The 19602-nt window shown below is 61.5% G+C and carries 13 protein-coding genes; 1 reads left to right on the forward strand and 12 read right to left on the reverse strand.

Translation table 11 applies throughout. The features are described from left to right. Positions 1 to 64: 64 nt before the first annotated feature. The 12 genes from L6D81_RS11940 to L6D81_RS11995 all read right to left on the reverse strand — a co-directional run bounded on the left by L6D81_RS11940 (position 65) and on the right by L6D81_RS11995 (position 18891). Positions 65 to 1753: a polyurethane esterase gene (locus tag L6D81_RS11940; protein ID WP_236179612.1), complete on the reverse strand. Its 1689-nt coding sequence runs from the start codon at positions 1751 to 1753 to the stop codon at positions 65 to 67. 58 nt (positions 1754 to 1811) lie between these two features. Beyond that, a complete protein-coding gene (locus L6D81_RS11945) occupies positions 1812 to 4898 on the reverse strand; it encodes an autotransporter serine protease (RefSeq protein ID WP_236179614.1) in 3087 nt (1028 codons plus the stop codon). 109 nt (positions 4899 to 5007) lie between these two features. Then, positions 5008 to 7959 carry an autotransporter serine peptidase EprS gene (gene eprS, locus L6D81_RS11950; RefSeq protein ID WP_236179616.1) on the reverse strand — a complete coding sequence of 984 codons (2952 nt, stop codon included), beginning with the start codon at positions 7957 to 7959 and terminating at the stop codon, positions 5008 to 5010. 56 nt (positions 7960 to 8015) lie between these two features. Beyond that, positions 8016 to 9383, reverse strand: a complete 1368-nt coding sequence (locus L6D81_RS11955) for a TolC family outer membrane protein (protein WP_236179618.1) — start codon at positions 9381 to 9383, stop codon at positions 8016 to 8018. Positions 9384 to 9385: 2 nt separating this feature from the next. Next, positions 9386 to 10735: an HlyD family type I secretion periplasmic adaptor subunit gene (locus tag L6D81_RS11960; protein WP_236179620.1), complete on the reverse strand. Its 1350-nt coding sequence runs from the start codon at positions 10733 to 10735 to the stop codon at positions 9386 to 9388. Next, the gene (locus L6D81_RS11965; RefSeq protein WP_236179622.1) at positions 10732 to 12519 is read right to left on the reverse strand and encodes a type I secretion system permease/ATPase; all 1788 of its coding nucleotides are present in this window, start codon (positions 12517 to 12519) and stop codon (positions 10732 to 10734) included. The genes L6D81_RS11960 and L6D81_RS11965 overlap by 4 nt, the downstream gene beginning before the upstream one ends. 204 nt (positions 12520 to 12723) lie before the next feature. Next, complete coding sequence (locus L6D81_RS11970) at positions 12724 to 13152, reverse strand: AprI/Inh family metalloprotease inhibitor (protein WP_236179624.1); 429 nt, start codon at positions 13150 to 13152, stop codon at positions 12724 to 12726. 93 nt (positions 13153 to 13245) lie between these two features. Then, on the reverse strand, positions 13246 to 14712 hold the full coding sequence (locus L6D81_RS11975) for a serralysin family metalloprotease (RefSeq protein WP_236179632.1): 1467 nt from the start codon (positions 14710 to 14712) through the stop codon (positions 13246 to 13248). A gap of 388 nt (positions 14713 to 15100) precedes the next feature. Beyond that, on the reverse strand, positions 15101 to 16186 hold the full coding sequence (locus tag L6D81_RS11980) for a polyamine ABC transporter substrate-binding protein (RefSeq protein WP_236179634.1): 1086 nt from the start codon (positions 16184 to 16186) through the stop codon (positions 15101 to 15103). A 56-nt stretch (positions 16187 to 16242) separates the two neighbouring features. Continuing rightward, entirely contained in the window at positions 16243 to 16587 is a 345-nt protein-coding gene (locus L6D81_RS11985; protein WP_236179635.1) for a cupin domain-containing protein, read from the reverse strand. Between the two features lie 30 nt (positions 16588 to 16617). Next, entirely contained in the window at positions 16618 to 18024 is a 1407-nt protein-coding gene (locus tag L6D81_RS11990; RefSeq protein ID WP_236179637.1) for an NAD(P)/FAD-dependent oxidoreductase, read from the reverse strand. A 51-nt stretch (positions 18025 to 18075) separates the two neighbouring features. Further along, positions 18076 to 18891: a helix-turn-helix domain-containing protein gene (locus tag L6D81_RS11995; protein WP_236179639.1), complete on the reverse strand. Its 816-nt coding sequence runs from the start codon at positions 18889 to 18891 to the stop codon at positions 18076 to 18078. 264 nt (positions 18892 to 19155) lie between these two features. Between L6D81_RS11995 and L6D81_RS12000 the strand changes: the two genes are divergently transcribed. Next, positions 19156 to 19428 (forward strand): DUF1652 domain-containing protein, encoded by a 273-nt coding sequence (locus L6D81_RS12000; RefSeq protein WP_236179676.1) that lies wholly within the window; start codon positions 19156 to 19158, stop codon positions 19426 to 19428. Positions 19429 to 19602: the final 174 nt, after the last annotated feature.

Here is a 19602-nt window from a genome sequence, read left to right on the forward strand (position 1 = left end):
ATAGCTCACAACCAGAACGCCCCTCCCGAGGCGCCCCGGAGCATTTCAGTACAACTTTCGTTTGTCAGGCGAAGACGAAACTCGAATCCGACAGGTTAGCCACACCGACCCCGATCAGCGTCACGGCAAAGTCGCCAATCTTCAGCACGGTATCGCTTCCGGACTGCGCCGCGTGCTGCTTGTAGTCGTAGCCCTGCCCCGCACCCTCGACGCCCATGAACACCAGTTTGTCGCTGCCCTGGTAGCCATTGATCGCGTCGAAGCCGAACGCGCCGCTGAACAGGAAGGTGTTGTTGCCACCCACCGCGCTCATCACGTCATTGCCGGCGCCGCCAACGAAGGTTACGTGGGCCTTGTCGCTTTGCAGGTGATCGTTGCCGCCCAGGCCGAACAGCCAGTCGCCGTCAGCGGTGGCTTTCAGGGTGTCGCCCATGGCGCCGCCGCTCAGCGAATGGTTGTACTGGGTCAGTTCGGCGCCGTTGGCCAGGCCTTTGGCGGTGACGGTCCAGGTGATTTCCTTGCTGCCCCACCACGAACCCGACTCCTTGCTCACCAGCGCGCCGATGTCACGGGTCATGCTGATGCCGCCGTAGGCGTCACGCACGTACAGCGTGCCGTCGCCGTCGTTGGCGAAGCTGAAGTTCTGCAGCGGTTTTTGCAGCTCGAAGGTGTTGTGGCCCTGGCCACCAAGCAGGATGTTGAAGCCGCCGTCGTCACGGAAACGGTCATCGCCGCCCAAACCTTCGAGGAAGTCGTTGCCCGCCCCGCCCTTGAGCCAGTCACCGCTGTCGGTGCCGATGATGAACGTGCTGCCGGTGTGTGGCTCGCCGCTGCGGCCCAGATCCTCGACCCAGGTCTTGCCCCGCGACGCTTGCTCAAGGGTGGAGACGATGATCGTCGAGTCCTTGTGCGTCAGGCCGTAGAACGTCGACGCGATCACCCGATTCAGGCCGTCGGCATACCCCAGCGAGCTGTGGGCCGACCAGTTCAGCGGATTGGCGATGCTGAACGGCACCAGGTTCTGCGCGGTGGACGCGTAGTTGTCGTTGAAGTTGACGATGTTGTCGGTGGTCGAATCGTGCGGCTTGTCGTGCTTGCCCATCGACGCGGTACTGAACGTGGTGCCGTCGAGCACGCGGAACACCGGGTCGTTCTCGTAACCGATGTTCAGCACGTTGCTGCCGGTGCTGCTCTGGGTCGGTGAGGCGAACGAAATGTAGTTGGCGTCCTTGAAGAACCCGCCCCAGTTGCTCGCACTCAACTCCGCCACACTGTTGACCCCGAGGCCGCCGAGGCTGTGGCCGCTGACCAGCACGTCCTTGGCCGCGATGCCATGGGCGACGGCGAAAGCCGCCACCGCTTTGAGCAGGTTGTCGAAGGCGTTCTTCGCGTACTGAGTGGCGTAGTCCGACGGGCCGATGGCGGCCAGCAGGTTGTTTTTCATGTCGCCGAAGGTGTCGCTGTAACCCAGCCCGCCGGTGCCCCGGAAGGCCACGCCGATGCCGATCAGCTTGCCCGCGGCGTCGTACTTGCCGAGCACTTCGGCCTCGGCGCTGGTGAAGCCGTCCTTCTCGCCGAAGAACGTGCCCTGCGCCCCGACCTTGCCCTGATAGCCCAGCGCCGTGGCGCCGATCGGCTTCCAGCCGGTGCCGGGCAAGGCCTGGCCGGTCGGCGTGTAGGCATACAGCGTCAGGGCAATGGCATCGCTGTACAGCGCTTTGCCGTCGGCATTTTTGTAATCGAACAATCCCATGTTGTGCTCTCTCTTCCTTTCAAAAAACGGCAGTTCTGTGCAGAACTGCCGCTACACCTTAGAACTGCCAGTCCAGCGTCAGACCCACACCGTGGTCCTTTTCGTTGGAACCGATCAGCCCGTTGTAGTCCAGGTTGACCCGGACATCGCGATTGAGCGCCAGCCCGGCGCGCACGCCGACCACCGCTGCATCTCGATCCATCGACACACTTTGCACGGTGAACGCACTGTTGCCATTGACGAAGGCCAGGTGACTGTCGGCATCCACGTTGCTCAGGTTGTGCTGCCAGCCCAGGCTTGCACCCAGTTCCAGCTGGTGTTTCTCCGACAGGGCAAACGTGCGTTTGGCCCGTACACCGAGGGTCGACAACACCACATCGCGGTTGTCTTCACCGCCCTTCAGTGCGGCGGCATCACCCTTCTCGGTGAAGCTGTCGCTGCTGAGGTGCACGTAGGCCAGGTTGGCGAACGGCTCCAGGTTCATCGGTTGCAGGCCCAGGTCGTAGGCCGCTTCGGTGAACAGTTGCGCGGTGGTCGCATCGCGCTTGGTTTTCTGTTTGCCGCTGACGCCAGCGAACTGCAGGTCGCGTTTGACGTCGATGCGATGCCAGCTGTAGGCCGCACCGGCGGTCAGACGCAGTGCATCGATCTGATGCCCCAGGTACGCGCCCAGGTGATAGCTATCGACCGAGGCGGACGAATGCGTACCCTCGCCCATGCTCAGCGAGCTGTCGCTATAACCAGTAACGAAACCCAGGCGGGTATCTTCAGCGATCAAACCGTCGACCCCGGCCAGCAGGCCGCCGATGGAGCTGGTGGAATCGGCGTATTTCGACCCGCCATCGCTCTTGCCCCAGGCGCCCAGCACTTTGAGCCAGGCGTTGCTGCGGTCATCGGTCGGTGCGCCGGCATCGAACAGATCGCGCTCGCGCAGACGTTCGCCCACGGCATCGCGCAGGTAGCGGCTGTCGTTGATCAGCAGCGTGCCGATGGCTGGATGAATCTCGCCGGACAGTTGCTGGAAGGCCTCCTGCGCAGCGGCTGCCGACGGCGACAGCAACAGGGTTTCGAACAACGCATTGCCGGCGCCAAGGCGTTCGGCGGCAGCACCGACCGCGCGCTGGTTCGGCGTCAGGCCGACACTGGCGAACGAGGCGCCGTTACGGCCGACGTCCAGTTGCACACCGCTTGCCGAGTAAGCCAGGGTGCCGCCGAGGAACGCATAGTCGGGCAATACCTGGCCGAACTGCCCTTCAATCCCGCCCGCTGCCTGCAAGATGTTGAACTGGGTGCCGAGCAGGCTTTTCACTTCGCCCGTGGTCAACAGCGTCGGGCTGTTTTCCAGCGACATGGTCACTGTCGCCCCTTCAATCAATGCTTTGCCGCCGGCGACGATCCGGTCGCTGCTGGTTGGTGACACTTCCACCGCATAGGTCGAACCCGGTGCGAAGGTCACGTCACCGGCCACGTTCAAGGTGCCGATGGAGTTGCCCGGCGCCACGGTGCCGCCGCGGTTGGCGGTCAGCGCGGCGATCCGGCCGTTACCGCCGAGAATGCCACCGTCATTGACCGTGACCGCCGATTGCAGCGAGCCATTGATTGCCAGTCGCCCCTGATTGACCAGGGTCGGGCCGCTGTAAGTGTTGTTGCCGGTCAGCACCAGGGTGCCGATGCCTTGCTTGGTCAGACCGCCGTGGCCGGAGATGTCGTTGCGCCAGGTGTCGAGCCCGCAGGTGATGTCGTTGCACACGCGCTCGGTGGGCTTGCCTGCATCGATGATCGCGCCGATGCCTGGCAGATCGGCCACGAACTGGCCGCTGCCGTAGGCGCCCTGGATGCGGAACTCTTCGGGAATGTCCTGCTCGGTGACGAACATCGCCGGGCCGTCGATGCCCTTGCGCAGGTTGATCATGCCCCAGCCGTACAGGGCGTCGATGCCCGGAGCGCCGAGATCGGTGGCCGTGGTGCGCAACACGCTGGCGACCTGATCGCCGGACATGTACGGGAAGCGCTCCATCAGCACCGCCATGGAACCGGCCACGTGCGGCGCGGCCATGGAGGTGCCGTTGTAGTTCTTGTAGCCGGTGGTCAGGTTGTCGGCGTTGGTGCCTTCGATGATCGAACTGAAGATTTTCGTACCCGGTGCCGAGACGCAGAAACTCGCGGTGTAGCCGCAGCGCGAAGAGAACGTACTCATGATGTACGGGTTGGCGCTGGCCAGATCCGGGTTCTTTTGCAGGGCGGCAACGGTGATCCAGTTCGGCGCGATGTCCGGTACGAAATAACCGAGGCCGGCGATGGCGTCCGGGTTGTTCAGGTTGTAGTCGTTGCCCGCCGCAAAAATCGTCACGATCCCGCTGCGCGCGGCGGCGATTGCGCCGTCGTAGGCGCCGCCGGGTTTGGTGCCCAGCAGTGTGCGGATCTCGTTGAACTGCAGTTGCGCGTCGTTGACGGTGAAGTGCGGGTACGCCGGGTCGCGGCCACCGAGGTCGAAACGGTCGGTGATGCCGATCCCCCAGCTGTTGTTGATGATCCGCGCGCCGCTGGCGATCAGCGCATCCCAGCCGGCCTTGTACACCGCGCCGTCGTTGCCGCGCACAATGCCGTCTTCCGGGCCCGGATCGCCGTTGTCGGCGCTGATGATCTGTGCGCCGAACGCCACACCGTGCATCGGCCCGCCGTCACGGCTGCCGGCGGCGATACCACCGACGTGGGTGCCGTGGGCGCCGAGCTTGCCGTCGGAACCGACCGAGGGCGAGCCGTCATAGCGGAACGCGTCCCCGGCTTTGACCGGGATATACGGGTCGGTGTATTCGCGGATCCCCGAGGTCACCAGGGTGATGACCTTGTTGCTGCCGGAAAACTCCGGGTGCGCGGCGTAGACCGGCTGGTCGAAGATTCCCAGTTTCACGCCCTTGCCGGTGTAACCGGCGGCGTAGGCGTGATCGGCACCGATGGCGCCCAGGCCCCAGTCAGCCTGAAATTCGGCGCTGCGCCAACTGCCCGGATCCCCTGCCCGACCGTTTTCCACATAGGGCGCCGCGTGTGCGCTGCCCCAGGTGGCCAGTGCGCAGAGCAAGGCGACGTTGAGGGTTTTCAGGCGAAAGCAGCCACCCGATTGCGCGGGGGTGTTGTTGTTTTTCATCCAGCGACCTTCCTTAGTGATGTTGCGAAAAATCCGTGTGTTCAGCCTCGTGATCGTTCCCGCGCTCCCGCGTGGGAACGATCAATCAGTCACGATCAGTTGCGATCAGTCAGAACTGCCAGTTAAGGCTCAGGCCCACGCCGTGACTCTTCTCGCGGCTGGCCAGTTGTCCGGTGTAATCGAGGTTCACCCGCACGTCGCGGGTCAGTGCCAGGCTGGCCTGCACGCCAACCAGCGCAGCGTCGCGCACCAGCGCAGAGCTTTCTACGGTGTAAGGCGCACGGCCGCTGGCGAAACGCAGATGTTGTTCAGAGTCGATGTCGGTCAGGCTGTGCTGCCAGCCAACATGGCCGCTGACTGCCAGCTTCTGCGCGGACGGCAGGTCAAAGGTCTTGATCGCCCGCACGCCGAGGGTGCTGAGCACCGCGTCGCGCTGATCGTCATTGCTTTTCAATGCCGCAGCGTCGCCCTTCTCGGTGAAGCCGTCGGTGTCGAGGTGCACGTAAGCCAGGTTGGCGAACGGCTCCAGGGCCAGCGGTTGCAGGTTCAGTCGATAAGCCGCTTCGCCAAATACCTGAGTGGTGGCGGCATCGACCTTGGCTTTCTGTTTGGCGCTGACATTGCCGTACTGCAGGTCGCGTTTCACATCGGCGCGATGCCAGCTGTAGGCAGCGCCGGTGCTCAGGCGCCAGGCGCCGAGGTCGTGACCGGCGTAGGCGCCCAGGTGATAGCTGTCGACCTTGGCCGAAGAATGGGTGCCGGAGCCCATGCTCAGCGAACTGTCGCTGTAACCGGTGACCAGACCGATGCGAGTCTGCTCGTCGACGGCACCGTCGACACCGGCCAGCAAGCCACCGATGGAGGTGCTGTAACCGGCGGTGTCATGGCGCGAATCGGTAGTGCCCCAGGCGCCGAGGGCCTTGATCCAGCCATTGCTTTGCGTGGTTTGCGCATCGTGCAGGCGTTCGCCAATGGCGTCGCGCAGTTGGCGGCTGTCATTGATCAGCACCGAGCCCAGGGCCGGGTAGATTTCGCCGCTCAACTGTTGAAAGGCTTGTTGCGCGTCGCTGGCGGTGGCCGACAACAGCAGGCTTTCGTACACGGAGTTGCCCGCGCCCAGAGCTTCGACGGCCGTGGCCACGGAGCGTTGATTCGGCGTCTGGCCGACGCTGGCGAACGATGTCCCGTTGCGCTCGACATTCAAGCCGATGCCGTTACCGCTGTAGGCCAGGCTGCCACCGATGAACAGATAATCCGGCAGTACCGCACCGAACCGACCCTGAATGCCGCCCGCCGCTTGCAGAATGTCGTACTGCCGGCCAAGCAGGCTTCTGGCCTCGGTGGTGCTGAGCAGCGTCGGGCTGTTTTCCAGCGACAGGCTCACAGTGGCGCCGTTGATGGAGGCGATGCCGCCGGCGACGATGCGGTCGCTGTTGGTGGGAGACAACTCTACGGCGTAGGTCGAACCCGGCGCGAAGGTCACGTCACCGGCCACAGTCAAGGTGCCAATCGAATTGCCCGGTGCCACGCGGCCGCCGCTGTTGGCGGTCAGTGCGCCAATGCGCCCGGAGCCGCCGAGGGTGCCGCCGTCATTGACGGTCACGGCCGAGGTCAGCGAACCGTTTACCGTCAGCAGGCCGCCGTTGACCGTGGTCGGTCCGCGATAGCTGTTATTCCCGGTCAGAACCAGTCGCCCGTCACCGGACTTGATCAGGCTGCCTTGATACACCCGGCCGGCCGCCGCTGCGTCGCGAACCATGCCCACGGCGTAATCAGTCTGATCCTGCTGGCTGGCACCGGCCGGCACACCGTTCTGCCAGCCCTTGCTTTGCAGGGTCTGCTGCCAGGCGCTGTGCTCGGCGAGGTCTTCGCTCTGACGCTGGATCAGCGCCTTGTCGCTGATGTCATTGCTCCAGACATCGCTCTGTCCGGCCGCCAGATTGGCGTCGAACACCCCGAGCAATTGACCCGGCCCGCGCATCGCCCGGTACAGGTTGGCCACGCCCCAGCCGACCCGTTCGGTCGGTGCATCGGTCACCGAACCATCGAGCTGGGTAGCCGTGCTCAGCAGTACCTCAAGAGCCTGCTGATTGTTCATGTACGGGTAGCGCTCCATCACCAACGCCAGTGCACCGGTGGCGTGCGGCGCGGCCATCGAGGTGCCGGACTTGATCGCATAACCGCCGTCGGGAATGGTGCTGTCGATCTTCGCCCCCGGCGTGGTGATGCACCAGTATTTGGCGATGCCGCACTGGTTGTACTTCTGCTGATTGCTTTGATCGAGTCCGGAGACCGCCAGCCAGTGGCCTTCCAGATCCGGCTGAAAGTACGGCAGCGCCGAGCGCACGCTGGCATTTGGGTAGCCGCTGTTGCCGGCGCTGAACACGTTGATCACGCCCCGACGGGAAACGTCTGCCGCCGCGTCGAGCCAGGTGCCCTTGTTCCAGTGCTGGGCATAGGCGGCATGCATATCCGCAAGGGTTCGATAGCTGACATCCGGCGGCTGGCTGCCCCAGCTGTTGTTGATCGCCCGCACGCCGGCGTCGGTCAGCGCGTCGTACACCGCTTTGAAGTAGCGCGGATCGGGATTGGGACCGAACAGGAAACGATCGTTTTTGTTGGTGTTGCCGACGTAGATCTGCGCGTTGTACGCCACGCCATGCATGCCGGTGCCATCGCGGGACGCGCCCATGGTGCCGACCACGTGGGTGCCGTGGGAGTCATTGTTCGGGTTGAGGGTGCCGTTGACGTTGAACAGCGAGCCGTCAAGGTAGCTGCCGCTGGCCAGTACCGGGTGATAGCGATCACTGGCGAACTCGGGATGCGCCGCGTCGAAACCCGAATCCAGCGCGCCGATCTTCACGTCCTTGCCGGTGATGCCGGCGGCATAGGCCTGATCGACCTGCATCCGCCCCAGTCCCCAGTCGCGCAGGAATTCGGCACTGCGCCAACTGGCCGGATCGCCGGGTTTCCCGGCTTCGAGGTATTGGGCCTGAGCCTGGGTTGTAGAAATCACAAGCAGCAGAGTGCCGACCGAAATCGGCTTGATGCGTACGTCCATGTTCACCACTCTTTTTGTTGTTTTGGGTCGATGCTTTTTGCGTTGAAGTTACGGCGTTATTGCATCCTTGGGCCTTGTCCGAAGGCCTCATCCACCCGCGCCAGATCCTGCTCGCTCAAGGTGCCCGCGTAGTAATGCAACTTGGTCCAGGCCATGAGGTAGTCATAGCGTGCCTGTGCGAGGTCGCGGCGGGTGGTAAATAGTTGTTGTTCGGCGTTCAGTGCGTCGAGGTTGGTTCGTTCGCCACCGAGAATGCTTTGTTTGGTCGACACCACCAGCGCTTCGGCCGAGGCCAGTGCCTTTTGATAGGCGCGCAATTTGTTGACCCCGGACAGGCACGCGCTGAACTGGCGACGCAGTTCAATCAACGTTTCGCGGGTCTTGCCGTCCAGTTCGTACTCGGCCTGTTCCATGGTGCGGCTGGCCTGACGAGTCGAGGCCGACACACCACCACCGGCGTACAACGGCACGCTGACTTCGAAACCGATGGTGTTGGTTTCGTAGCGCTGATTGTAGGTGTTGCCGCTTTCCGACTCGTTCTGGCGCATCGTGGCATAGGCGCTGACTTTCGGCAGATGCCCGGCGCGGTTGCGCTCGACTTCGTAACGCGCCACTTCCACGGCCTGACGCTGGGACGCAAGGTTCGGGTTGTTGCTGATCGCCAGTTCGTGCCACGTGTCGTAGTTGGCCGGCATCAAGGCGAAGGTCTGAAAGTTCTGATCCAGCGGCGCCAGATCAGTGATGTCCACCGCCGGCACCCCGACCAGTGCACCAAGCTCCCGTAACGCGGCGTCCTGCTCGTTGCGGGCCTCGATTTCCTCGGCGGTCGCCAGTTCATAACGCGACTCGGCTTCGAGGATATCGGTGCGCGTGCCCTCGCCCTGGCGGAACATGTGTTCGTTCTGCTGGAACTGCTGTTCGTACGCCTTTTTCTTGGCCTGCGCGATGTCGATCTGGTCCTGGGCAAACAAGGCCTTGGTGTAGTTGTCGAGCACCCGTACCAACAGCTCCTGGCTCTTGCCGCGAAAGTTTTCATCGGCAAACAGCGACTGGGCCACGCCCTTGCGATAGGCCGCGTAGGCTTCGTAGTCGAGCAACGGCTGTTGCAGGGTCAGGCTCGAGCCGTAGCTGCTGTAGTTACGCTCATCGGTGCGGTTGCGCGCGCGTTCGTCGAGGGACGTGGCTTTCGACGAGTTGCGGCCCTTGTTGTAGTTGTAACCCAGTTTCGGCAACAGACCGGCGCGGCCGATGGCTCGGTTTTCAAGGCCTGCATCGCGCTCCTTGATCGCGCCGAGGAACACCGGGTCATTGCGCAACGCCTGCTCGTAGATCGCGAACGGCCCCATGGCCGCCATTGCACTGTTGCCCGCGAGCAGCGCGAAGGCTGCCGCCAGCATGGAAAGCTTATTCATACAGCCGAACATCCTTATTCTTCGGTCAACGCGGAGCCGGCCCGATCGAGCAGCGGTTTGAACAGGTAATTGAGCAGTGAACGTTCGCCAGTGCGCACGAACATTTCCGCCGGCATGCCGGGCTTGATCACCAGACCGTTGAGTTTTTCCATGGCCTGATCGCTGACACTGCTGCGCAACACGTAGTACGGCACGCCGGTTTTCTCGTCGACCATCTGGTCGGCGGAAATCAGGCTGACTTCGCCGGGCACCCGTGGCGTCTTGCTCTGGTTGAACGCGGTGAACAGGATGTCGACCGGCAGGTGTGTACCGACCTTGTCGATCAGATTGATCGGCAGGTGCCCCTCGACTTCCAGGCGCGTGCCTTGCGGAACGATTTCCAGCAGGGTTTCGCCCTGACGGACCACGGCGCCTTCGGTGTGCACGCCGAGGTTGACCGCCACGCCGTCGGCGGTGGCGAGGATTTCGCTGTGCTGCAGGTCAAAGCCGGCGGAGGTCAGTTGCTCGGACAGGGTGACGCTTTTCAGTTGCGCATCGGCCAACTGGGTGCGGACCTCCTTCTGGTACTCCTCGCTGTGCTGTTGCAGTTTCAGCCGGGACTCAAGAATGCCCTGCTCCACCCGGCCACTTTCGCCGCTGTTCTCGGCCAGTTGCTGCTGAACCTGCGACAGTTGACGCTGGTATTCCATCAAGCGGTTACGCGGAATGTAGCCGTTGTCCGCCAGCGGCTGCAGGTTGCTCAACTGCTGTTGCAGCGACTGGGCTTGCGCGTTGAGGTCTGTTCGGGCGCGACGCATGCCCGCCAGCTGCGCGTTAGCGCCCTCGATGCTCGCGCGCAGGGCGGCCTGTTCTCGGGCAAACGCTTCGCGACGGCTGCTGAAGAGTTGCCGCTGGCCTTCCAGCACCAGCGCCAGGCGCGGATCGGCGTTGTCGCTCAGTTCTGCCGGGAAGGTGACTTGCTTGAGGTTGTCGCGCTCGGCCTGCCAGCGCGCCAGGCTGGCCCAGGCCATGCGGTATTGCGCTTGCAGCGATTGCACGTCGGCGGCGACCTGGGTCTGGTCGAGGCGGAACAGAGGCTGGCCCTGCTTCACGATTTCGCCTTCGCGCACCAGAATCCGGCTGACCACGCCGCTGCTCATCGATTGCACGGCCTTGCGCTTGCCCGACACCACCACGGTGCCTTGCACCGGAATCCCTTGATCCAGCGGTGCCAATGCCGCCCAGGTGAAGAAACTGCCGGCGCCGACCAGTGCCAGAATCCAGCCCATGCGGGCGAAAAACTTCGCATCGCGCTCCGGGCGCTCGGTGATGTAGTCGTGTTCCATCGTGGCTTCGTTTTGCGTGTTCATGCTCGCGCTGCTCATACACCCGAATTCCTTGTCGTCGGCTGATACTGGCGGCTCATGCTCAGCCCGGCCGGTGCTTGTGCAGGCTTTTCGTTTGGTTGCGGCGGGTTACCGGGCTGGTTACCGGACAGCGCCTTGAGCACGTCGTGGCTCGGGCCGAAGGCCTGCAAGCGGCCATCGTTGAGCACCAGCAGTTTGTCGGCCTGGGCCAGCACCGAAGAACGGTGCGTCACCAGTACCACGGTGGTGCCTTGGGCCTTGAGCTGCACGATCGCGCTGGACAACGCGGCTTCGCCGACGGTGTCGAGGTTGGAGTTCGGCTCGTCCAGCACCACCAGGCTCGGGTTGCCGTACAGCGCACGGGCCAGTGCCACGCGCTGCTTCTGACCGCCGGACAAACCGCTGCCGTCTTCGCCCAATTGCGTGTCGTAGCCTTGCGGCATGCGCAGGATCAGTTCGTGCACGCCGGCCTGTTGCGCGGCGGCCACGACCTTTTGCGGGTCGGCTTCACTGAAGCGGGCGATGTTCTCGGCGATGCTGCCGCTGAACAGTTCGATGTCCTGCGGCAGATAACCGATGTAAGGGCCGAGCTGATCGCGGTTCCAGCGGTGAATGTCGGCGCCGTCCAGGCGCACTGTGCCGCCGAGCGCCGGCCATACGCCGACCAGCACCCGTGCCAGGGTCGACTTGCCGGAGCCGGAGGCACCGAGCACACCCAGCACTTCACCGGCTGCCAGGTTGAAATTGACCATATGCAGGGTCGCGGCGCGCTGACCCGGAGGGCCTGCGCTGACTTGTTCAAACGTGATCTGGCCCTTTGGCGCCGGCAGCGCCATGGCGTCATCGCTCGGCGGGAAGGCTTGCAGCAAGGCATCGAGGCGGCGGTAAGCCAGCTTCGCCCCGCTCCACTGCTTCCACACGGCAATCAACTGATCGATCGGGCTCAGCACCCGGCCCATCAGAATGGAGCCGGCGATCATCATCCCGGCGGTCATGTCGCCCTTGATCACCAACAGTGCGCCCAGCCCCAGCACCAGCGATTGCAGGCACAGGCGCAGGGTCTTGCTCAGCGAGCTGATCACCGCGCCGGTGTCGCTGGCCTGGTTCTGCAGCCCGAGAAAGCGCGAATGCACCTGGAACCAGCGTTTGCGCAACGCGCCGAGCATGCCCATGGCCTGAATGGTTTCGGCGTTGTGCAGGTGGCTGGTGGCCAACTGGCTGGATTTCTGCGAGAAACCGGCGGCTTCGCCCAATGGCTTCTTGGTCATGTATTCGTTCAGGCACGCCAGGGCAATCAGCAGCAGCGCGCCCGCGGTGGCGAGTACGCCGAGCCAGACGTTGAACAGGTAAATCACGAACAGGTACACCGGGAACCACGGCGCATCGAAAAACGCGAACAGCGCAGGCCCGGTGACGAATTGGCGAATGTGGGTCAGATCGCCCAGCGACTGCCCGGCGTTGCCCTCGCCCTTGAACAGGTTGCGTTCAAACGCTGCCTGATAGACCCGCAGATTGAAACGGCGCTCGAGCTGGCTGCCGATGCGGATCACGATAAAGCTGCGCACCACTTCCAGCAGGCCGATAAACGCGAAGAAACCGACGACCATCAGCGACAGCATCGCCAGGGTGGTTTCATTCTGCGAAGACAGCACCCGGTCGTAGACCTGGAGCATATAGATGGAAGGCACCAGCATCAGCACGTTAATCAGTGCGGTAAAGCATCCGACGCTGATCAGAATGCTTTTATAGTCACCCAATGCCTTGAATAAGGGAGCGGTGGCTGGGGCCTTCGCCATCTTCATTGATTATTCCTGAAATGGTATTTCCCGCCCGGCTTGGCGAGACTTCAAATTAATTGCCCGCCTTGAGTGCGGGACATACACCGTCAGTACTTGCTTACACCTCAATAACAACTTTCCGATTAAAACCGGCATCGGTGTTATTGCACTGCGGCTTATAACTGTAACGGGGTGCTTTATATTTAAACGGTCAGTCGGTTTCGGTCATTACGGCTGCTGCGAGGAACGCTCAAGTGTAATCACCAGGCCCGACTTCAAAGTGCTCAGATAAAGCCCATCACGTTGTCGGCTGAAAAACTGGATTCTTGAGCCTTCCTTGCCGGTAATCGACAGCCCGTCCGGATCGGGGAACCAGCCGATGGCTGCGTCTTGCAACCACGCGCTCAGGCAATCGGCACCTTTGCCCAGCGTCTGGTTGGATTCAAGATCGATCAGGCAAGTGTTCGACGGTTTATCTTGCATCGCCTGCGCTTCGGCGCTGTCACTGCGGTCGCTCAGGGTCGCTTGCCACTGTCCGGCAAATACCGATGGGTCTTCGAGTCTCAGGCTGCTTGCCATGGTTGTTTCTCCAGAAATCATCATCAGCATCGGCAACAAGTACGCCGCCGCTTTGCGGGTAAAAGCGAATTGGATCATAGGAAATTTCACTCCGGCACGTAGCCTTGCTTACCGGCCATGGCGATGCAAGTAAAGAAAGCGGCGCATCACGCACCGCTTTCCCGTGTTACATCACGCCACGATGTCGCTGAACGCCGCCTGGCCGACGGTGCTGACCTGGAAATCAGCCACGCCGTGCCCGGAGAAGTCGACCGACAGCAGGCTGTTGCCGCCCGAGGACGTCAGAACCGCATCGCCCGCCGCGCCGGTGAAGGCGCTGACGAAATGCAGGCCGGCGCCCTTGGTGATACCGGTCAGGTCGATTTTGTCCAGACCGCTGACGAAATCGAGGATCTGATCGATCGCACCCGGCTTGGAGTCGGAACTGGCCGCGAACACAAAGGTGTCCGAACCTGCGCCACCCCACAGTTTGTCGGCACCACCGGCTCCGTAAAGGATGTCGTTGCCGGCACCGCCCTTGAGCTCGTTGGCCACGCTGTTGCCAATCAGCAGGTCGTTACCCGAACCGCCGATCGCGTTCTCGATGGTGACGCCCTTGGCGATGGACACGTTGCCCACCAGGCCGCCAACGTCGGAGAACGAGGCTTCATTGAGGTTGATCTTCTGGTTCTGGGTAAAACCCGAGAAGTCGAAGGTGTCCTTGCCGCCCGCATCCCACACCGAGAACACCAGCTTGTCGGCCGACGACGAGGCGCTGAGAAAATCGCGACCGGCGTTGGAGTTGAAGCCGTAGGTGGTGTCACCGGTACGGGTGGTCATGTTGGCACCGTAGAGCTTCTGGATCGCCGCAATGTCATCCATCAGCGGGCCGGAGGAATAGGCTTCCACGCCGCCCTTGCTGAAGTTCTGGCTGGTGTTGCTTTCGCTCCAGTAGCTCATGACGCTGTAGCCGCGGGTGTCTTGCCCGTAGGTCGCGTCGTTGTAGGTCGGGTTGCCGTTACCGGCGTTGTAGTCGCCCGGGTGCGCCAGGCCAAGGGTGTGGCCGATTTCGTGCGTCAGGGTCTGACGACCGTAGTTGTTCAGATCCGGGTTTTTGTTTTGCGTGTAGCCACTGTTGATCAGGTACCACGACGTGCCGTCGTAACCGGCACCGGTGCCTGGCAGATAAGCGAACGCTGCAGCGCCATCCTGGCCGCCGCTGTAGTTACCGAAGGTCATGTGGCCGTCACCGCCCGAGGCTTTCTCGGTGAAGGTCACGTTGGCCACATCGGCCCAGGATTGCATGGCGAGCACGGCCTGGGCTTTCTGTTGGGAACTGAACTGACTGAACCCGCTGATCCCGTGCTTGTACATCGTGCTGGACGATGCCGAAGTCAGGAACGTGTAGGTGAGTTCGATCTTGCCGCTGCCATCCTTGTCCTGGTAGGCAGCGCCGTCGCGCAGCAACTGGGTGGCGGCCTGGTCGACGGAAAAGGAGGGTTTGCCATTGACCGTGAGGTTACCGCCACGATCGTACTGGTGGCTGAAGCTATTGATCTGGTTATACGCCGTGCTGGTCGCGGCCAGAGGTTGCGGCGCCGCGCTCAGCTGGAAAGCCTGTTCGGCGGTATCAACAGCATTAGCTTTTACTTTCGACATAAACACACTTCCTTGTTTAGCAATGGAACAGTTTTTGTCCGATAGCGACAACCTCTGGCGAGATTGTCCTATCACTCGCCCAATGAAGGCGTAAGAAACCTGACACAATTTGAAATCTAACGTCTAGCGTTTTTTCGAGATCAAATTGAACTGTTCCGGGAAACTCCCGTAAACAAAGCGCCTGCCGCTGAAAGAAGTTTGCAAGTGTGGTGAATTTGCCTAATTGTCTGACGATTTCTTATTTAAATATTAAATATCGGTAAGTTGTTTTTTGTTAGCAGCGTCTCACTTTGCTGCACGTTATCAGTGCAATGCCAGTGGTTTGATATCAAGTTGCTCCAACACAACATAATCAGGCGAGGGCTGTGCCACCCTCGCCTGTTTTTTTTCAGCTGCCGGTACGAATCTTGTTCCACACCCGCGTCCGGATCCGGTCGATGTTCAGCGGCATCGCTTCCAGCGCAAACAATTTGCCCATCATTTCCGGGCTTGGATAAACCTTGGTGTCGTTCTTGATCGCCGGGTCGATCAGGCTGTCGGCCTGTTCGTTGCCATTGGCGTAGTGCACGTAGTTGCTGATGCCGGCCATCACGTCCGGGCGCAGCAGGTAGTTCATGAACGCGTAGCCGGCCTTCTCGTCCGGTGCGTCGGCGGGCATGGCGACCATGTCGAACCAGATCGCGGCGCCTTCCTTGGGAATTTCGTAGCCGATGTCGATGCCGTTCTTCGCCTCTTTGGCGCGGTTTTCCGCTTGCAGGATGTCGCCGGAGAAACCGACGGCCACGCAAATGTCGCCATTGGCCAGGTCGCTGGTGTACTTCGAGGAATGGAAGTAGCTGACGTACGGCCGCACTTTCATCAACAGCGCTTCTGCTTTCTTGTAGTCGTCGGGGTTCTTGCTGTGATGCGGCAAACCCAGGTAGTTGAGCGCTGCGGGCAGCAGTTCCGGGCCGTTATCAAGGATCGCCACACCGCATTTCTGCAGTTTTTCCATGTATTCAGGCTTGAAGATCAAGTCCCAGGAATCCACCGGCGCGTTGTCACCCAGCACAGCCTTGACCTTGGCGATGTTGTAGCCGATGCCGGTGCTGCCCCACAGGTACGGAAAGCCGTGTTCGTTGCCCGGATCGTTGGTCTGCAGGGCCTTGAGCAACACCGGGTTGAGGTTCTTCCAGTTCGGCAACTGGCTCTTGTCGAGTTTCTTCAGCGCCCCGCCCTCGATCTGCCGCGCCATGAAATGGTTGGACGGAAACACCACGTCGTAACCTGATTTGCCGGTCATCAACTTGCCGTCGAGGGTTTCGTTGCTGTCGTAGACGTCATAGGTGACGCCAATGCCGCTGGCCTTTTCGAAGTTTTTGGTGGTGTCCGGCGCGATGTAGTCGGACCAGTTGTAAACCTTGACCGTATCCGCCGCCTGAGCGAGGGAGACGGCGAGCATCAAGGGTGCGAGCGCGAGGGTCTTTCGGATCATGGATCGATTCCTGTATTGGCTATTGTTGTTGGCAGGCAATCAAAAGGATCAAAACGTCAGAAAATCAGGACATAGGTCTTGCGCACGGTTTCCTGGATGTCCCAGATCCCGAGCGTGTTGGCCGGCAACATCAGTGCGTCGCCACCTTGTATGTGCAGGGTTTCGCCACCGTCGTCCGGGGTGAACGTGCAGCGGCCGGAAATGAAATGGCAGAACTCCTGCGCGGTGATCTGCCGCCGCCAGCGACCGGGGGTGCATTCCCAGACGCCGGTTTCGACGCCGTCGTCGCGCTCGACGCTGGTGGTCGAGGCAATCGCCACCGGCGTGCCGAGCGGCACGGCCACCGGGTTGGATTCTTCCAGTTGCAACTGGGCGGTGTTCTTGAATTGGGTGATGCTCATGGGCGTTACCTGTCTCGTGGTCAACATCGTTCAGTGCATGAAACCTTCCATGAAACCGGCCACCTGACTGGCAAGCTTGCGCCGCCAGGGCGCGGTCGCCGGGTTGGCCAGGGTCTGGTCTTCGTGGACGAAGCTTTTGATGATCGCGTTGTAGCCGAGCCAGCGGCACGGTTCCGGCTCCCAGGCCCGCAGCGCGTGAATTCCACCGTCGGGCAGCACCCACGGCTGATGGGTCAGCTCGGAGTCGCGCTCGAGAATCAGATCGGCCAGGGTACGACCGCCCAGGTTGGACGCGCCGACACCCTCCCCGCCATAGCCGCCGGACAGCGCGATTCCATTGGCCCGGTCACAGAGCATGTGCGGTTTGAAATGGCGCGACATCCCGAGGTTGCCGCCCCAGGCATGGGTGATCTGCACGTTTTTCAGTTGCGGGAACAGCTCGCCGAACAGGTAGCGGCGCAGTTCGACTTCATCACGGGTCAGGTCGAAGTTGTGGCGCAGCTTGCCGGCGAATCGATAGCCGCCACGGGCGCCAAAGATCAAGCGATTGTCGGCGCTGCGCTGGCCGTAAGTGACCTGGCGGCTGAATTCGCTGAAGGCCTGGCCCCGACTGAGGCCGATCGCGTCCCAGGTCGCGGTGGACAAGGGCTCGGTCGCGACGATCAGGCTTTGCACCGGCAGTTGATAACGCCCCAGCGGGGGCAGCGTGACGGAATAACCTTCGATGGCCGGGACGATCCAGCGGCTGCGCACGCTGGCCTTATCGGTACGCAGCCTGCCGGCCTGCCAATGGGTCACCGGGCTGTTTTCGTAGATCGTCACCCCCAGGCCTTCGACGGTTCGCGCCAGTCCGCGCACCAGTTTCGCCGGGTGAATGGTCGCCACGTGCGGCGCAAAGATGCCGCCGTAAGGTTTGGCGATACGGATCTGCTGCGCCAGTTGCTCCGGGCTGAGCCAGCGGTAATCGTCGTCGGTCAGGCCCTGGGCGTGGAGCTTTTTCAGGTAGTCGCGAAGACTGGCTTGCTGCTCGGGATAGCGCGCGGCGCAGTACAGCACCCCGCCTTTGCGGTAATCGCAGTCGATGCCTTCGCGTTCGAGGACGACTTCTACTTCATCGGGAATGCTGTGCAACAAGTCGAATGAAGCGCGGCGTTGTTGTGGCGACAACCCTGCCAGCAGGCGATCCTCGCCCAGCAGATTGCCCATCAACCAGCCGCCGTTGCGACCGGATGCGCCGAACCCGGCGGTTTGCGCTTCGATAATGGCGACATTCAGGTTTGGCGCCTGTTGCTTCAGGTAGTACGCCGTCCACAGCCCGGTGTAACCGGCGCCGATGATCGCCACGTCGACGTCCAGATCCTGCGCAAGCGCCGGGCGCGCGGTCAGCGGCTCGTCGAGTTGGTCCATCCACAAACTGATAGTGCGCCACGCCGGCATGCAAGACTCCGCCAATCCAGGTTTCGATGGCGTCGATCCTAGTGGCTGGACTCAGGGATTGTCTTGCGCGCGTGTCCGCAAAGAAATTTGCTTCGCATAAGCTTTCGGCGACTGCCCGGTGTGCTGACGAAAGCAGCTATAGAAAGCCGACAGCGAATTGAAACCGGCAGCGAAAGCCAGTTCGTCAATGCGCAGTGGTGGCGTGGCATTGTCCAGCGACTGCAATAGATGTTGCAGACGCGCCTGATTGACGTAGCGGTAGAAGCTTTGCCCGAGCACCTGATTCAGCAAATAAGAAATCTGGTTACGGCTGTACCCGCACTCCTTCGCCACCCGTTGCAGGTCGAGCTCGGGGTCGAGATACGGTTGCTGACGCTGGAAATACTGCTGCAAGTCATCGGCCATGAAGCTCAACTGGCGCGGTGACAGCCCCAGGCGACTCACCGCCGGGCGCTGACGGGTTGCCGTCGGGCTGGTGGCCTGTTCGCGCACCAGCGACGCATATTCGTTGACTCGCCAGATCTGCCCGTCCTTGACCGTGATCGCTTCACTGGAGCGGAACGACACCAGACCGTTACCGCCGCGCAATGTCACTTCGTATTGAATGAAGGCGGTGTTGCCGTCGATGCGAATGCGATCGCAATGCTCCAGCGCTTCGTCGGACTCGCGCGGCATGCTGACTCGCACGTACTCGCGCAGCTCATCGAGGCCGAGCACGCGGTTCTGGAAAAAATCGTGGTACTGGATGTCCGGGTGGTACAGCGCCATCACGCCATCCAGGTCGCGGTGTTTCCAGCGCAGGTGATAGCGCATGACCGTTTCGGCCGTGGCCGGAGTCTGTTCCGGGCCGTCATCATCGGCGTGCATAAAAAGACTCTTGGAAAAAGAACCGAGCTTGCCCAACTTCTGCCACTGCTTCAACAACCGGCCGTGATGGCATTTTGGCGATGATTGGGGTGGGCCGTGACTTACATCAAAAGAATCCGCGCAATCGCTAAATGAACTGAAAATTCTCACAGGAATTTCACATTCAGATGCTACTTTTAAAGGCAGTCACCGGTTGAGCCAATGAAGGCTCTTCCCACCTACCATGAGCAAACGGAAGCGCTCGATGAAGAAGGCGGGCAACACATGATCAAAGGCTCAAGCAAAGTCACGTTCCCCAATGCCTGCCAGCTGATGCGCTGGCATTTTCATCCCATGGGTTTCGAAGCCACCATGGATGCGCCGGGCAGTCTGGTCGCTCGCCTGTTCGATCGGGCCAGTGGCGAAACCCTGATCGCGATCGCCGGCATCCCCTGCGCCACGGTGATGAATGCGGCGGATGTGGAACGAATAATCGAAGCGATTGAGGATGAGCTGGAGACTTTTATACCTCCGAAATCTCTCAAGAGTTATGCGTAACCCAATGATTTAGAACACAAAAGCCCGCTGCGTGCGGGCTTTTTTATGGTTCTTCACGGAATCCCGGGAAACATAGAAACAAGAACGCCGATTTGGTTGATGATGTTCGTGCGAGCAAACACATCTAACAAACCGGCGTTCTTATGCGCGATATTAATACTTTCCTTCCTTTTT

The sequence above is a fragment of the Pseudomonas sputi genome (assembly GCF_021603585.1).
Classification (GTDB): domain Bacteria; phylum Pseudomonadota; class Gammaproteobacteria; order Pseudomonadales; family Pseudomonadaceae; genus Aquipseudomonas; species Aquipseudomonas sputi.

Bases quoted from the DNA above. Each gene is read 5' to 3' on its own strand.
- L6D81_RS11940 (WP_236179612.1), bottom strand. From the start codon at position 1,753: ATGGGATTGTTCGATTACAAAAATGCCGACGGCAAAGCGCTGTACAGC.
- L6D81_RS11945 (WP_236179614.1), bottom strand. From the start codon at position 4,898: ATGAAAAACAACAACACCCCCGCGCAATCGGGTGGCTGCTTTCGCCTG.
- eprS (WP_236179616.1), bottom strand. From the start codon at position 7,959: ATGGACGTACGCATCAAGCCGATTTCGGTCGGCACTCTGCTGCTTGTG.
- L6D81_RS11955 (WP_236179618.1), bottom strand. From the start codon at position 9,383: ATGTTCGGCTGTATGAATAAGCTTTCCATGCTGGCGGCAGCCTTCGCG.
- L6D81_RS11960 (WP_236179620.1), bottom strand. From the start codon at position 10,735: ATGAGCAGCGCGAGCATGAACACGCAAAACGAAGCCACGATGGAACAC.
- L6D81_RS11965 (WP_236179622.1), bottom strand. From the start codon at position 12,519: ATGAAGATGGCGAAGGCCCCAGCCACCGCTCCCTTATTCAAGGCATTG.
- L6D81_RS11970 (WP_236179624.1), bottom strand. From the start codon at position 13,152: ATGATCCAATTCGCTTTTACCCGCAAAGCGGCGGCGTACTTGTTGCCG.
- L6D81_RS11975 (WP_236179632.1), bottom strand. From the start codon at position 14,712: ATGTCGAAAGTAAAAGCTAATGCTGTTGATACCGCCGAACAGGCTTTC.
- L6D81_RS11980 (WP_236179634.1), bottom strand. From the start codon at position 16,186: ATGATCCGAAAGACCCTCGCGCTCGCACCCTTGATGCTCGCCGTCTCC.
- L6D81_RS11985 (WP_236179635.1), bottom strand. From the start codon at position 16,587: ATGAGCATCACCCAATTCAAGAACACCGCCCAGTTGCAACTGGAAGAA.
- L6D81_RS11990 (WP_236179637.1), bottom strand. From the start codon at position 18,024: ATGCCGGCGTGGCGCACTATCAGTTTGTGGATGGACCAACTCGACGAG.
- L6D81_RS11995 (WP_236179639.1), bottom strand. From the start codon at position 18,891: ATGCACGCCGATGATGACGGCCCGGAACAGACTCCGGCCACGGCCGAA.
- L6D81_RS12000 (WP_236179676.1), top strand. From the start codon at position 19,156: ATGATCAAAGGCTCAAGCAAAGTCACGTTCCCCAATGCCTGCCAGCTG.